The 16,554-nt window shown below is 44.9% G+C and carries 12 protein-coding genes; all 12 read left to right on the top strand.

Annotation, left to right across the window (positions count from 1 at the left end; all coding sequences use genetic code 11):
• Nucleotides 1-529: 529 nt before the first annotated feature.
• The 12 genes from VLX91_03900 (at nucleotide 530) to VLX91_03955 (ending at nucleotide 16,546) form a co-directional block, all read left to right on the top strand.
• On the top strand, nucleotides 530-862 hold the full coding sequence (locus VLX91_03900; GenBank protein HUI29338.1) for a DUF5659 domain-containing protein: 333 nt from the start codon (nucleotides 530-532) through the stop codon (nucleotides 860-862).
• On the top strand, nucleotides 837-3,014 hold the full coding sequence (locus VLX91_03905) for a VapE domain-containing protein (protein HUI29339.1): 2,178 nt from the start codon (nucleotides 837-839) through the stop codon (nucleotides 3,012-3,014). Before VLX91_03900 ends, VLX91_03905 begins: the two co-directional genes overlap by 26 nt.
• A gap of 1,300 nt (nucleotides 3,015-4,314) precedes the next feature.
• On the top strand, nucleotides 4,315-6,456 hold the full coding sequence (locus VLX91_03910) for a hypothetical protein (GenBank protein HUI29340.1): 2,142 nt from the start codon (nucleotides 4,315-4,317) through the stop codon (nucleotides 6,454-6,456).
• Between the two features lie 12 nt (nucleotides 6,457-6,468).
• Nucleotides 6,469-7,344 (top strand): hypothetical protein, encoded by an 876-nt coding sequence (locus tag VLX91_03915; GenBank protein HUI29341.1) that lies wholly within the window; start codon nucleotides 6,469-6,471, stop codon nucleotides 7,342-7,344.
• Between the two features lie 59 nt (nucleotides 7,345-7,403).
• On the top strand, nucleotides 7,404-8,072 hold the full coding sequence (locus VLX91_03920; protein HUI29342.1) for a FlgD immunoglobulin-like domain containing protein: 669 nt from the start codon (nucleotides 7,404-7,406) through the stop codon (nucleotides 8,070-8,072).
• Between the two features lie 171 nt (nucleotides 8,073-8,243).
• Nucleotides 8,244-8,531, top strand: a complete 288-nt coding sequence (locus tag VLX91_03925; GenBank protein HUI29343.1) for a hypothetical protein — start codon at nucleotides 8,244-8,246, stop codon at nucleotides 8,529-8,531.
• A 167-nt stretch (nucleotides 8,532-8,698) separates the two neighbouring features.
• The gene (locus tag VLX91_03930; GenBank protein ID HUI29344.1) at nucleotides 8,699-9,109 is read left to right on the top strand and encodes a hypothetical protein; all 411 of its coding nucleotides are present in this window, start codon (nucleotides 8,699-8,701) and stop codon (nucleotides 9,107-9,109) included.
• A gap of 199 nt (nucleotides 9,110-9,308) precedes the next feature.
• The gene (locus VLX91_03935) at nucleotides 9,309-11,561 is read left to right on the top strand and encodes a T9SS type A sorting domain-containing protein (GenBank protein ID HUI29345.1); all 2,253 of its coding nucleotides are present in this window, start codon (nucleotides 9,309-9,311) and stop codon (nucleotides 11,559-11,561) included.
• Nucleotides 11,562-11,753: 192 nt separating this feature from the next.
• Nucleotides 11,754-12,434, top strand: coding sequence for a CPBP family intramembrane glutamic endopeptidase (locus VLX91_03940; GenBank protein ID HUI29346.1), 681 nt, complete (start codon nucleotides 11,754-11,756; stop codon nucleotides 12,432-12,434).
• Nucleotides 12,435-12,550: 116 nt separating this feature from the next.
• Complete coding sequence (locus tag VLX91_03945) at nucleotides 12,551-14,650, top strand: T9SS type A sorting domain-containing protein (protein ID HUI29347.1); 2,100 nt, start codon at nucleotides 12,551-12,553, stop codon at nucleotides 14,648-14,650.
• Between the two features lie 84 nt (nucleotides 14,651-14,734).
• On the top strand, nucleotides 14,735-15,763 hold the full coding sequence (locus VLX91_03950) for a linear amide C-N hydrolase (protein HUI29348.1): 1,029 nt from the start codon (nucleotides 14,735-14,737) through the stop codon (nucleotides 15,761-15,763).
• A gap of 219 nt (nucleotides 15,764-15,982) precedes the next feature.
• Entirely contained in the window at nucleotides 15,983-16,546 is a 564-nt protein-coding gene (locus VLX91_03955) for a dihydrofolate reductase family protein (protein ID HUI29349.1), read from the top strand.
• Nucleotides 16,547-16,554: the final 8 nt, after the last annotated feature.

Consider the following 16,554-nt stretch of genomic DNA (forward strand, 5'->3'; position numbering starts at 1 on the left):
TACACTTAAACAGATATACTTGGGGAAAAATAGTAATTGAACTTTTGTGGCACCTGTCAACACTGGCGTGTCGACCGGTTACGCATACAAATCTACTCTCGTTGGAGAAACTTGAGTAGTGTCTGCTGCCGAACCCCCTGCCTGTTTTGGTTACAGGCTGGTTGCCGCAGCGCGATTACCACCGCCATTGCGAGTGGTGATAAGCACTTACTGATTTTCTACGAACTTGAAAACATCCAAACTCCTTTCAAATCTTGTCTTTTCACACCTTAATTTACCATGGCATTGATAAATACGCAACCCACTTACGAGTAAAATTGTCTTTGGCAAATTTTCTTAGCTCGTGTCAGTTGATTTTTGCGCAAATGAAAATACCTATTGCGGAATTAAAAAAAATTGTGTAAGATGAGGTATTAAGATCCGGTACCGCTAGATTGGTACCCATCCTGCCAAAAGCACAGCTCACTGCAGCTGCGATAATTCAAGAAAACTCATAAAGAATCGGCATAATTTGCCGGAGGATAGATATATGAATAACAATTCCCTCCAATTATGCGGCAATCCTGCCGACCTATTTAATCCACAGGAAACATATATGACATACGAAACAAACGATTTATATCTCAGCGGATATCTGATAGCATCTGGATTTCAGTTGCAGTCCCACACAAATGTGAGTGGACAAACCATTTTCCGCTTTAATCAGACAGACGAGCTTAAGAAACTCGTAGAAAAATATTATAACCTGGACGGATTAGTTAATCCCCAGCGTTTGGCGAGTGCACTAAAATCACTCAAGAACATCATATACCAGAAGGAAAATAACAATAAGTATCATGGTACAACAAGAATGTATAACTAATACAGAAAGGCAAGATGAAGATTTTGCTACAAAAAGATCAGTATATACAATCACTGATATAAGAAAAGCGGCATTTGAATATTACGCATCGGGCTTACGTGTGTTCCCGGTAAAGCAGGACAAGACACCTTGTGGTGAATGGGGCTGGCTTAGAGATCGTTCAGCTACCGAAGAACAAATGAACTGTTGGTTTCCCGAAGGAACAACAAACCTTATAGCAATAGTCTGTGGTGTACCGGATGCGGGGAATGTCGAGGTCATTGACATTGATGAGAAATATAATGTTGAACCCGAAAAGCTGATTCACAAATTAAAATACCTTATAAACAATTTTGACGGCGGCCTCGTTGATACATTGGTCGCCGAGACCAGCATGAACGGCGGCTGGCACCTCATTTATAGTCTGAGTGGCACAGTAGATGGCAATCAAAAGCTGGCGATGAGGCACACAAACGAAAAAGATCTGATAGACGACCCGAATGCAAAATGCAGGACTTTGATCGAGACGCGCGGCAGATCAGGGTACATCATTGTAGCGCCTTCAAGAGGATATACGGCAAGGTCCGGAAGAATTACTAATCTGCCGCTCATTAGCGAAGAAGACCGAAAAATACTCTTAGATTGTGCCCGATCTCTAAACTCATATATGCCTGAAGATGAGTCAGTTAATGATCCCACACGTTTAACAACCTCGCCAAAGGACGGCATCCTATTGCCGGGAACCGACTTCAACATGCGAGGCGATTATGCAGCATACCTCAGGAAAGCCGGCTGGAAAATCTCCTATGTTTCGAACGGCGTTCAATATTGGACCAGGCCTGGCAAGAAGAACGGTATGAGCGCAACATTCAATTATATGCCGAACACATTTTACGTGTTCTCAACAAATGCCGCCCCGTTCGAAGAGAATAAAAGCTACTCACCGTTTGCTATCTATACCTATCTTCAACACAAAAAAGATTTCACGAAGGCATCTGATGCGCTGAAGAGAATGGGTTACGGCACAACCAGGAGTTTGGAATTTGCAGAGCGGGTATTGAATCACAGATACGAGTTCAAATACAACGTGATAAGAGGGATCACCGAATTCAAGGAGCGCAGCGGTGGCGAGAGCTTTACAGCTTTAACAGATAAGAAGGCAAACTCAATATATCGGGAACTAGTTCATATAGGGTGTACGCTTCGCAAAGAGGCATTGGAACAACTCCTTGTTAGCGACTTCGTTCCTGATTATGATCCGTTCGTAGAATATTTCGCGACATTAAAGGAATGGGACGGAAAGACCGATTTTATCAGACTATTGGCCGAGACGATAACCCTAAAGGATCCAAAACGATTCCACCGATGGCAGACGTGCCTGACCAAATGGCTGGTTGCAACCGTGGCATGCGCTACACACCAAAAGACGAATCAAACGGTTCTGACCCTTCTCGGCAAGCAGGGGACATACAAGACAACATGGCTGATGTCATTACTGCCAACCAAATATAAGATCCAGAACCAATACCGGATTTCCCGGGCCATAAATCCAGATTCGAAAGACTCGCAGATAGCTCTCGCAGAGAATTTTCTCATCAACATCGACGAATTAGATTCGATGAGTAAATATGATGTTGGAAGTTTAAAGTCATTCATTACTCAAGAGTCGGTGGACGTCAGGCGTCCTTATGGCCGGCGTCAGGAAAACCTTCCGCGACGGGCGTCACTTGTTGCAAGCGTGAACAAGGACACCTTTCTAGTTGATGAGACGGGTAATCGAAGGTTCCTAATCTTTGAGGTGGAAAGCATCAACTGGAACCACAACATTGACATGGATAACGTTTATGCACAGGCTCAAGCACTATTTAAGCAGCCCGGCTCCTTCAGATACTGGTTCGGTGACGAGGAGATCGAAGAAATAAACAAGATTAACAGCGCCTATCGAGTTAAGACAACGGAGCAAACATACATCGAGACACTTTACGAACCGGTATTGGAAAAAGATGTCACAGACCGGACCACTTGGGTCAATTCAGCCGAAGTAGCGACCGAGTTGAACAATCTCTTTCACATTCCTCGAAACACGGTGTACGTTGGGAAAGCTTTGATGGCAATGGGCGGCTTTCACAAGAGGACCAGCAGTGGCGAGACGTACGCTGTCAAACGGATATAAACTTAAGTGATAGTAGTGATAGATGGTGTTTTTGTCCCATCTATCACTAAAACCTTCGAATATGCAAGGAATTAATGGAAGTGATAGTAGTGATAGTAGATTTGCATAAATTTTATTGCTCAAAGGAGCATGGAGTATATGGTATTATTACTTATCCTCCCTATGTTGCAAAGTGCTATCACTGCCATCACTTCTATCACTAATGCTGATTCTGAGTGAATTTGACGATTCTTAGTGATGGTTGATGATAGTTAGTGAAGGTTCATGCTACCCTCAGACACCTAAGATGTTCGATTCGGACTTCGCAGCTGTGGGTTCCCAACACGCAAAAGCATCCCAGCTTGAAACCTAATACAAAAAAATCAAAGCCGGTAATAATTTTTACCTACCGCTCTAAAAGCCTTGGGTCTCTGTACCATGATGGTGATAGATTGAAAACCCTTATAAGTTATAGACTTATAAGGGTTTATATACTGGTGATAGATCGATGAGAGATCGACATCATGGTACATCTATCACCAAAACAGGCCAAATTAATCTAAAATGATGGATTGGTGAGAGAATGAGAGATAAAATGTGCATTTGAACATTCTACATTTTACGGATCATATGGCAAGAGAGTATTGATGGGATCGAATAGATTTGTGACTGGGTCTGAACCCTTAAGAAAACTCGTAAGGGATCTTGTGTTTTTTGAGAATTCTTGACCTTGATACTTGACTATTGTTCCATCTTTTCTGAGATTAAGAGTGAGGTGGGCGTCGTTGTTGGAATCATCTAAGTCAAACGTAGAGTCGGAGGGTTTTTAGATGAAAAGTGCTGTTGCGGTTCTTGCGGTTACATTTCTAATAGTAAGTTCACTTCTAGCTCAAGTCCACATAAAATAGAGTGCGACGATCACGCCCACGCAGGCCAAGAAGACACAGAGCAGCAACCATACTCTCCGATTCGAGTTATATTGGACTCCTTATATGGATGCAGGGGTGTACTATTGGGATGCTTGTGGAACCGTAAACAATATGGCATCCTCAACTAGCAGTCCGATTATTATAACTATTCCCTCTGCGGGGGCAGGGGTGTATACATTTCTGCTGCGATTTGACGCGTATTACTCAAGCGTATGCGCCACTTATAATTTTTTTCAGACGACTCGTTGGTGAGCACCGGCTCGGATACACTGCCGCAATATACGACATGTTGCGGGACTTTCTGGAATCTTCCCGGCTTCGCAACTCCATATTACTCAAATTTTTCGTTTTCTTTGAATACTCATATGTTTCAGTGTGGAGATTCAACCGGGATGAGCTTGACTGGAGATTACAGCGACTGCAATGGTGCGACATGGTCACCGGCTGATCCGCTTACGTTGACCGTCGTTTCCGGGAGTCAATATGTGTCGTTCCATCAGAGAGATTCACAAACGGGAGGAGATACAAAGATTGGTTTGGTTGTCACGACCACAGGGAAGGAGATTGGACAATATTCTCTTGTCGCGGATGGTATCAATCCAGATTCAAGTGGTAGTTGGGCAACGGTACAGGCGGTTAGTGATGGAATGACCAGAACAGATTCAGTGCAAGTTTGCCAGCTGCTGGATCACTTCTCCGTTTATACTGACCCGGATACAATCGCACATTCAAGAAGGGGAAACATATATGTTCAAGCAGAGAACAGCACAGGTAGCGATATTGTGATTCCCTGGAGTACCCCTCTTTATATAACTGCAGATGATAGTGGAAAGTACGGCGAAGTCTATGATTGGGGTGTTAGTTCACCGTATCCATACAGTGATGCTTGCGCAGGGATGCTGTATAACGCAGACGGAGGAGAACCGAATGGCGTGCAGAAAATTACGATATCAGTTACAGATGTTAATGATCCGACGAAGACCGCAACCGGAAGTTTATTTGTTGAAGGAGACATTGTTGTAGAAGTCGTTCCTTCAGTGATATCGCCCGGCGATACTGCGGCGATTACAGCGAAGCAGAGAAACCCGGATGGAAGCTTGACCGACTTTCCGCCAAATCAATCCTTCGAAGTCGGGATAGACAGCGGAAATGGAAATGGTACGATACTATCAAATGATAGTACATCGGGATATTTTTCATCTGCATCGCAGCCTTTTCAATTTATCGCCGCCGATAGCATAGGTGCGGACTCTGTAAATGTAGAAATAAGGGTAGGGATACCGAATGAGATAGCGACTTCTATACTGCCTGGTCGCAAAGGAAATTCAGGTCAGAACATGAAAGTGAAACGTCCAACAATTAGTGCCGGGCTTGAGAATTCGGGTCTCAGGAAATCTGCAAGCAACGTAGGGCCTAACGCGACGGGCCGCAAATCGGTTTCTGATGAGAATAATTTTACTTTGAGTGACTACGGAATAGGGTGGGTGGAGATTCAAAATGGGAATCATCGTCCAATTATAAAAAGCATCAGTTACTCCCCCTCTCGCCGATATTTTTCATACGACAGCGTTGTGTCAGTTTCAGCAGTAGTGTTTGATCCTGATGGAGACAGCGTTACCGTGAAGTATGAACCTGGTCAACAATTTAAACTTGAAAATCTTGGAGCAAACATTGTCAAAGTAACTGCAACGGATTCAAAGGGAGCTTCGACTGTGAAGTACGATACAATCTACGCGGTCTATGTCGATATGGAGCCGTCCGATGAAGTTGTCAAGGACGGAGAAAACATGGATTTTCAGGCAAAGGTTTATCCCAACACTATTACAGCAAATTCGTTTGAGTGGAGTTGGTCACCAGATAATCCAGACGGAGGAAATGATCCGTTCGTAGATTTTGAACCTGGCTCTGACCAACAAAAAGTGACCGTCAAAAGTGCGAAATGGTACGCTTTCCCAGATCACGATTGTCATCCGCCAAGCAATCAGACTTCTACCTATGACTTGAAGACACTTGTCAAGATAAAAGGAGACGAGTTTGATCAGAAAGGCAACTTGAATGTATTCTTGCCTCGCTTAGGTGGTGAAGAAACGCATGCTTATATCATCGGTAATCCGTACGCAGTGCCAGTTTATGATAATTCTGGAAATATTAAGCAATGGCGCATATTCAGTATTGGAACCTTGGAGCGAGTTGTGGATAAGCCCGTTGTGAATCTACCCACAACAAGCCAATTCTATACAAAATTGATCACACATGAGAATATTCACCAGCAGCAGTGGATATCTGGTATGGCGATGAATTTGTGGTCAGTGGATGAACTCTACAAGAGAATACGGACCATTACAGCGAAAAGCCTACCTGATATTGCCGCGAAGGTGAGCACCGTTCGCCTTGCATTCGAATCGGAGCAAATAAAGGCATTCGAAGAAATATACAATCTAATGGAGTTAGAAGCCTATAACGTTTCAGATCAAATTCCTCCAAAATATTATTATCAGAGATGTGATCGTACTGATTTTCTAACACAAAACTAGGATGGGCTGAAAATGCGAAAGAAACTTTTCTTCATGATTGTTAGTACCTGCTTACTGCTTGTGTCCGCTCCTTCGCGAGTACCTGCTCAGGTAACACAGTTTTCATTATCAGAAGTAGTTGATAGCTCAAGTTTGATCGTTATTGGGAGAGTTGATAGCGAGTATCAATTGTCGGGGTACAGAATAGATTCGACTAGTAAACCAGGTTACTACGGCATACTGACCGATCTAGACGGATCTATTATTCGCATAAGCGTTCAACAGGTTCTGAAGGGAGACTCGGGGGGTTCTGACTTGAGTATCTTTTTAAAGACTGATGAAGCTGCCCCTAAAGAAGGACCGGGTGTATCGTTCACAAAACAGAAAACGTATTTATTATTCTTGAACTTACGAGCCATCGACTCGACAATTGCTGTCAAATATAGTCTATCAAGGGAGGACTACTATTTCCCATACTTAAGTGGCTATGGGGTTGTGTTGCTAGAGGGGAAAAATGGCTTGAATGAACTGGAGACGACAGAAAACTATTTGTTGTCACTCCCGACAGTGCCGCCGAAAGATACCCCACTCTCATTTTTGCTTGACAGCTTGGCTGACAAAACTCAGGAGGCTTACAGCAACCGTTGGATAGGCAATCAAGATTTTGTCGGTGAATTAGAGAGAAAACTTGACAATGCAAAGAAACATTTGGTGAAGGGAGATTCTATAGCGTGCTGTTTGTCATTGCAGAACTATCAGAGAGAGGTAGACACTATTTATGAAAAAACGTTGAGAAAAGAAATAGGAGGAAAGAATGATGAAAGTCGGTTCATTTCCCCCGAAGGTTGGAAACTTTTGCACTATTACGCGCAATACGTTATCGACAGGCTTCCCTGTCAAAAAAAATAATCACTGTTTACAAAGACGCTCACAAAACATGTTGCTAAGTATAAAAAAGGTGATCTGAAATGAGAAAAGTGATCATTCTATTGTTCGCGCTTGTCACCGGTTCTTTTCCGCAGACGTCAAGTTTCCATTCTGAAATTGCGGCTGGTCAGGTGTGGCAAATCCCATTTGCCTCATCAGACAACACGATCTCACTCAGCATTCAAAACAGCTCCAGCGTCGAGGCGAAGAATGTCTTCGTCGCCTTCAATAGATTTCCATCATGGTTGAAATTCAAAGAGAGTACCTCAATTATAAAGAGCATTTCAGCCAATTCTTCCGGAGATGCCGAGTTCACGTTCTCAGTCGAAAAGAAAGCACCAGTCGGAAAAGACACGACTTTGACAGCGACAATTACCACTGCCAACGGTCAAAGCTGGACGAAAGACATAAAGATCTCTGTCGGAGCGCCGAAGGATTACAAGCTTTACAACAACTTTCCCAATCCATTCAACCCGTCGACAAAGATAGCATTTGAGCTTCCGAAAGCATCGCATGTAAAGCTCATCATCTATGACATCGTCGGGAGAGAAGTTGTGCAAGTTGCAGACGCAGATTATCCCGCCGGTTATACCGAGCTGACATGGAACGGAACAAACAAAAATGGAACACTTGTTTCATCCGGAGTTTACTTCTACCGCATCAGCACGGATAAGTGGAGCAAAGTGAAGAAGATGTTGATGCTAAAGTGAATTGGGTCCCATCTGAATAACCGCTACATAAGTATCCTACCGGATAGGTTCTACATATATGGTGGATCAGGTCAACCTTGAAATTTTTTTCTAGAAATTTAAGGGGCTCTACTGGGGAGAGTTGCAAATTGAAAATAAACCGGGTAATATTAGGAGAACCAAGGAGGTGGCATGCCAAACGAGCGATTTAGACTAAGTGCTGAAATAAGCACTAGTGATACAAAGAAGATTGAACCAGTCCTAACCAAAGTTATCGGAGTTAACGGGATAATTCGGACCGAAAAGGGTTTCAAGGTAAAAACAACGATAGAAGGTCAGAGCGCCACGGAATTGAACCTTGAATTGTTATCAGCATTGAAACGAGTAGAAAAGGAAACTGTCCTTCGAGCTAAATGGACTACGGGCAGAACAACGGAATGGTTCATTGATTACGTGTTGAAAGGTGTTACGGAATCTTAGGTGGATGATCAACTTCCTATTTATCTCCGTTTTGTGTAGCGCGTATTGTATGTTTCGAGGAGTGCGGCGCGACTTTTTTTCTGGCGGACGTTAGGCGCAACCCGCTTTTCGAAATAAGATGAGCACACGACTCATTTGTTAAACAGCAAACAAAGACGACAGACCGCATGAATAGCGAAGCATTTCTCAAAGCACTTGATAGTGAAATTTGGTGGGAGTGGAAGTGGGAGAAGCGCAACCGTTATTGGATGTTGACAATTAACTGGGCTACTTGGCTGGCACGATTGTTCATCCTAGGCTTAGCTTGGTTCCAATTGACCAGCCAAGACAAGGATGGTAATGCGCTTTGGGTGTTGCTGTCGCTTGCAATCCTGTCAATGCTGAACATTGCCCTACCGCTTTTGTCTTATTCGTTTCGCTTCCAGGAACGACAAGAAGTTCACGACAAAAATGCACGCGAATACGAGTCCATCAAAGTTGAACTACAAACGGCCCTTATCTCACTTCAAGATGCCGTTAACAAGTTCACGAAAGTACGGCGAGAGCCGACCGAGAAGGTTATTCGCTCGACTCCGTGAAGCAGCCAAATGGAGAGTGCAGGCTGCGTCTAACACGCGCAAAAAAGATGCTCGATTATTATATATCATGGAGTTCGCTTCATCCCGCTTTGCCGCATCGTGGACGCCAAGCAATATTTGTAGCGGCAAGCGGGGCGGACTTTTTTGCGCAGGACGTTAGTTGCAATTGCCGTCAGAGTTTACGAAAGGAGTATCAAACATGAAAAATCTATTTCGGTTCTTAGTATTGTTGATCTGCTCACTTGCGAGTGCAAACCTATCGATTGCTCAATGGGTTCAAAGTAATGGACCGTATGGTGGTGATGTTCATGCTCTTGCAATCAGCACGGATGGGACAAATATTTTTGCAGGAACTAATGCCGGCGGAGTTTTTCTGTCAACGAATAACGGTTCAAGCTGGACATACTCCGGATTAACAAACCACGCTATTAGCTCTCTTGTTTTCACTCCTGATGGTAAAAATATTTTTGCGGGTGTTTGGGGCAACATGAGCGGAGTCTATCGTTCGACAGACAACGGTTCAAGTTGGGTAGCAGTTGATAATGGCATGCTAGATAACCGGACAAACACTTGTCCTTGGGTCTATTGTCTTGCCATTTCTGGGACGAATCTCTTTGCCGGTACTTTAGGTGGTGGGGTCTTTCTGTCTACCGACAATGGCGTAACCTGGACTACAGACACTTCAGGTTTGACGAACAAATATGTGTTGTCTCTTGCCGTATCGGACACGAATGTCTTTGCCGGCACCGACGATGGTGTCTTTGTTTCCACCAACAACGGCACAAGCTGGACGGTGGGGGACAGCGGACTCACGAATACCGAGATCAATTCTCTTGCAATCAGCCCTGACGGGACGAAACTTTTCGCCGGCACGAATAGCAGCGGAGTTTTTCTGTTAACGAACAACGGTTCAACCTGGACGGCGGAAGACAGTGGACTCGGAAACGCTAATGTATACGATTATGTCAATGCACTGGCAATCAGCCCCGATGGTAAGAATATCTACGCCGGAACTTGGGGCGGTGAAGTTTTCCTTTCGACTGATAATGGATCGACTTGGCGAAGGATAGGTTCTCAATTGGCGGCCGTGTCGACTCTCGCACTGAGCCCCAACGGAACGAATATCTTCGTAGGCACTCATTCCAACGGAGTCTATCTTTCTACAAACACCGGTTCAAGTTGGACAGTTGTCAATAGCGGATTAATGGCCGTCATTATTAATTCTTTTGCATTCAGTCCTAATAACACTAATGTCTTTGCAGGGAGCGGCGGTGAAGGAGTATTTCTTTCAACCGACAATGGTCTGAACTGGATACCCATCAACAACGGAATAGGGGAACTTGCTGACATTACATCTTTTGCGATTAGCACGAATGGGGCCAGTGTCTTTGCAGGTACCGACGGTGGTCAAGGTGTTTTTCTTTCTACGGACAGTGGTTCAAGCTGGGCCGAAGCGAACAAAGGATTAACAAATGGCCAGGTTAAAACTCTTGCAATGAGTCCCGACGGAAGGGATATTTTTGCGGGTACCAGCTACAGCGGTGTCTTTCTTTCTAGCGACAGTGGTTCAAGCTGGACTCCTATAGATTCTGGATTAACGAACGATACTGTCTATTCGATTGCAATCAGCCCCGATGGGGCGAAAATTTTCGCCGGCACGCTTGGAGGCGGGATCTTCCTTTCCATAAATAACGGTTCAAGCTGGACAGCAGCGGACTCTGGATTAACGAACAATTATGTCCATTCTCTTGCGATCAGCCCAGATGGAACGAAAATCTTCGCTGGGACGTATGGCGGTGGAGTTTTCCTATCTACGAACAATGGCGTAAGCTGGGAGGCGGTGAACAATGGGCTAGGGAGTGGTTCCTATATTCCACCTATTACATGCCTTGCCATTACTCCAGATGGCGCAGTTGTTTTTGCAGGCACAGACTGCAGTGGCTTGTTTCTATCCACGGACAATGGTTCAAGCTGGAAATCGGCTAATGATGGAGCGGAGGGTGTCATTGTCATCTCTCTTGCCGTTGACCCAAGTGGGACATTTGTCTTCATGGGTACTAAGTCAGGGGGCGCTGCAGCCAGTTCCACGGGTACAAACACTGCGAGCGCAAACTCTGGATACGGGGTGTGGCGATGCTCAGTATCGAAGATAGTTAGTGGTGTTAAGAATGACCCGAAGCAAATTCCAGTTCGTTTTGCTCTTGAGCAGAACTATCCGAATCCGTTCAATCCGTCCACGACCATCGACTATCAAATACCCGGAAACGCGTTTGTAGCCTTGAAGGTGTTCGATATACTTGGAAGAGAGATCAAGACCTTGATCAATGAACGGCAAGCTGCAGGAAGCCATTCCGTGCGATTCGACGCAAGCAATCTACCGAGTGGAGTTTATTTTTACCGACTGCAAGCTGGTACATTAACAGAAAGCAAGAAGCTTACGCTTCTTAAATGAAGGGGCAACTGCAACTAACAGCCAGAAAGAAGACGCTCATCATGGTATATAAAATCGAGTTCGCTTCACACCGCGCTCATCGGAATAACATGGATGTGCGAAAAGGTTCTTCTTGGTGGACGCTGGTCACCGGCACATAGCTAAACTACTATATTGATCTTGACATTGAAGAATAATGATCTAGGGGATGCGATGGAAAAAGAAACAGATTCAACAACCACGGCACACCCAGAGTTCGGGAAATTGAACAACTCGTTGGTGCTGTTGTCGCCGTTGCTAGTAATTATCATAAGCTTTGCCGCTGCCCGGATATTCAAGGTTATATGGGGTGTCTGGGCATGGGCACCGGGTATTCTGATATATTGGATTGCAATCGCGATCTTAATTTGGTGGGGAGGCGGAAGATCGTCCATCAAAAGATGGTTGGGATCCTCGAAGGGAGGTTGGGGTTGGTCAGTGTTTGCTGTAATTTTAGCTTTGCCTGCTCTGCCTATGATTCTCACGAAGAGTCATCTCCTTCACGGTATTTCGATCTGGCTACCGTGGTTATTGTTAGGGCTGATTAATCCTTTCCTGGAAGAAGGCTATTGGCGAGGTCTCGTACTGGATTCGACATCGAAATGGTCTAAATGGTTAAGCGTTCCTTATTCAGCTTTATTTTTCGCCTTGAATCATCTTGTTGGTCTGGGGACAACATCAATTGCCTGCCGCAACCCTATTTTTCTGGCGAATGTGTTCATCATAGGCATATGCTTCGGGATTATTTACTACAGGACGGGAAGTCTTCGGTGGCTAATCTTTTCGCATGCACTGACAGACCTTTTCAGTCTGAGCGTCCCTGTTTTCTTGAATCTGTACGTCCCACCGCTTTAACATTTTCATAGCATCATGGATGCGCGGCGGGACTTCTTTTCGCATCACGTTAGTTGCAATTGCCGGCTCATGGTCAGAAAGGCATGGTTGTTATGAACAATGTGGAAAAGTTTCGTTTGCTGATCACTGTATCTACACTTTGTCTCACTAATTTGTCCGTCGCTCAATGGGTTGAGACAAACGGGCCGTATGGAGCCTCAGTCTGTTCTTTTGCCGCAGATAGCACGACGATTTTCGCAGGAACGATCGAAGGGGGAATCTATCGGTCGACCGATGACGGCATCAGTTGGGTGAGCAGCAACGGTGCCATGGTCAGCACCTATGCACTCTCATTGGCTGCAATCGGAAGGAACATATTTGCTGGATCAGGGACTGGTGAAGGCATCAGTGTTTCGACTAACGATGGGATAACATGGAGAACGGTCAACAACGGACTACCTCCAAGCCCATATGGTTTTCAGACTGGCGTGATTCGCGCTCTTATTGTCGTGGGCACGCACATTTTCGCTGGGATTAACGACCCGAATGCCGTTGTGTACTGCTCCACGGATAGTGGGACTAGCTGGAATTTCGCTGGTTCAGGGATCACTTCCGGAAGCATTTCAGCATTTGCTATTGGTCCCGAAGGAAATGATTCGATTATTGCTGCCGGGACCAATGATGGAGTCTTTCTTTCGACAGACTATGGGTCAACATGGGAGGGTGCCGGATTGAAGAGTGAACCAATTCGATCTCTCGCTTTCTATGGAAGGAATCTTTTTGCAGCATCTTTTTATGATGGGGTCTTTACTACGTCTGACAATGGTGTCACTTGGTTGGCTGCGGATTCAGGATTATCTAGCACACAAGCGAGTTGTCTTTTATCAAACGGTTCAGAATTGTTCCTGGGGACTTACAACGAGGGTATCTTTCGTTACAATAATGACCTCAGAACCTGGAGCGCTGTTAACGTGGGTTTACCCCCGGATGAGACAAATGCCCTTTTTTTCAATGGGAACAGTCTATTTGCTGGTCTAATGGAAGTCGGAGTTTGTCGTTCTTCGAACTACGGTGCAGGTTGGAATGTCTCGAACAAGGGGATGAGAGAGTACGATATCTATTCGTTGGCTTCACTTGGGAATATCATATTTGCAAGTAGCTATTACTCATTCCGGTCATCGGATGAAGGGTTGAACTGGGTTCCCATTATGTATAGGTCCGCCTTCTTTGCGGACATGGATACTGTCGTTTTTGCTACCGCGGATTCAGGTATCTGCTTCTCAACAGACCAAGGAGTCAGTTGGACAACATCTCCGAATGACAGTCCACCGCTAGGATTCCAATACACTGCTCTTGCGGCGGGAGAAGAGAATCTATATTTGGGGGGTGCGGGTATGTGCGATATATGCAATCAAGGCGGTGTTTATCTTTCAACAGATCGGGGTGGTTGCTGGAGCTACAGAGGGCTCGCGAACATCTCTGCTTTGGCAACTAGTGGAGCGAAGGTCTATGCCGGCGATGTCGCCAACGGCGCCGCCAACGTTTTAGTATCCACAGATGCTGGATTGAATTGGGACGCTATCCTGAGTGCACCTTATTACATGAAAGCTATTGCCGTTCGAGAAGGCGAAATATTTATCGGAACCGAAGGCGGTGGTGTTATCCATTCGACCGACGATGGAAAAAATTGGGAGTATATAGATACAGGTCTATCTGGTTCCGCATTGCTAGTATCTTCCATTTTGGTCTGTGGACAGAATGTCTTTGCAGGGACAGGCGCGGGAGTCTTTTCTTTGGACATTGATGATACGAGTTGGAATGCCATTAACACAGGATTTGTACTTTCTTCTGATGCGGTGTACGCACTCGCGAGTGGTGATTCAAACTTGTATGCAGGATTGTATGGGAGTGTTTGGGAACGTCCGTTCTCACAGATTACTGCAGTGAAACAAGCTGTTCCACCAGCGGCACCTTTATTTTTCCGGTTAGGCCAGAATTACCCTAATCCTTTCAATCCGACAACGATCATAGATTACCAGCTGCCTTCAAGGAGTTACGTGACTTTGAAGGTATATGATGTCCTCGGAAGGCAAGTGGAAATTTTGGTGAATGAATATCAGAGCGCGGGCAGTCATTCCGTGAGATTTGACGCAAGCAAATTACCGAGTGGAGTTTACTTCTACAGACTCGAAGCTGGAACCTACCATGAAACCAAGAAACTTCTCTTGCTTAAATGAGCGGGCAACTGCAACTAACAACCGCCGTTGGAGAAACGAAGCGGTTCAATGTTGAAGGTGTACTTAATTCCTAATGAGATTATCATGAAGCAGAAGTTCATTCGGGTAACATCGATCTTTGCGGTTGCTTTTATCTCTGTAATAAGTGCTTCTTCTTTCAGGGGAAATAATGGATCAATGGACCCTGACAGTCTGACGTTGAATAGTCTGCGGAAGTTGGATAGATCTCCGTTTTACACGATGACTTTTTATGGCGATTATTATTTCAAAGATTATTTAGACGGACGAATTGAATTTCCGAGGTTGGACAGTGTGGATGCGAAAATAAAATGCACCTGTTTCGCGGCAATGGGCAATAGCGACTCGATGCTGTTCGGAAGAAATTTCGATTATCCAAACTCAATTCCTCTGCTTCTCTTCACGCATCCAAGAGATGGGTATGCATCCATGTCGATGACCGATCTAGATTATTTTGGATATAGCTACAAGAACCTACCGGACTCCTGTTCAAATAGAAAACAATTGTTGAAAACGCCATGGTTGCCGATTGACGGGGTAAATGAAAAAGGGGTAGCAATCGGTATCATGACCGTTGAAAAGACGGAGCCTCCAAACGATTCAAGCAAGCGTACGATAAATGAAGCGGCGATGATAAGATTAGTGCTCGACTATGCTGGCAATGTTGAAGAGGCCATTGAATTGATTCGACATTACAATGTCAATACCACCTTGATCGATCCGGAGCCCGAACATTATTTGATCGCAGATCCTTCCGGGCAATCGGTAATTGTCGAGTTTCTCGAAAATGATACAAAGATAATTCGGAATCAAACCCCCTGGCAGGTCGCGACAAATTTTAATGTTTATGGAAAAAACGTTTCAGAAATAAATGATGAAAGATACTTACTGGCATCTGCTGAATTAAAAGCAAAACTCGGTAACGTTAGTACGATTGAAGCTATGGCAATTTTGAAAGACGCTTCGGAAATCAATACAAGGTGGTTGGCAGTATATAACATGACTACAAAGAAAGTCGTAATTAGCATTGGACGGAATTTCGATAAAGTCTATAGATTCAATCTAACAAACTCAGAGAACGACGGCAGCAACTAACAGCGGCAACAATAACATTCACTCATACCATGATGAATAAAGGGGTTCCCTCAACGCCGCACTCATATTATATTGAATTGGTTGCGCGGCAGGACTTTTTTCTGGCGGACGTTATACGCAAGCAAAGGTACATCTGGTAAGGCGTTTTGCGGAGACTATAATTACCCAGGGCCAAAGAGTGATTTTATCTAGAAACCATAAGGATACGGGAAGGAACCAATGAGAAAACTGATCGAAATCACGTTCATGAGTCTCAATGGCGTGATGGACGCCCCAGACATTGTGCAGGAGGCGCAGCGATACTTCTTATCCAGCGAGGAGCACAACGACTATCAGAAGGAGCGACTTTTTGCAGCGGATGCTTTGCTGCTAGGACGAAAAACGTACGAAGTGCTATCGAAGGCTTATCCAAGCATGGCGAAATCTGGCGGAGGGGTACCGATGGACTTTGTAGATCGCATGAACAGCATTCCAAAATACGTAGCCTCGATGAGCCTCAAAGAAGCATCGTGGAACGCGAAAGTCATTCGAGGCGATATCGCGGAAGAAATGCGAGAGATTAAGGACCTACCAGGCAAAGACATCATAAAATATGGTACAGGGCCTCTCGACTCTATCTTGTTTGGCCAGCATTTGGTTGATTTGCTTTGCATCATTGTTTACCCTTTCGTACTGGGTCACGGCAGGCATTTGTTTGAGGGGCTCGAGTTCACGACGCACTTGAGATTGTCGGAGGTGAAACGGTTTGAGAGCGGAACTGTGGTGCTTGAATACATCCCCTAGAAATGATC

This window comes from Candidatus Acidiferrales bacterium (assembly GCA_035515795.1).
In the GTDB taxonomy this organism is placed as follows: Bacteria; Bacteroidota; Ignavibacteria; order Kryptoniales; family JAKASW01; genus JAKASW01.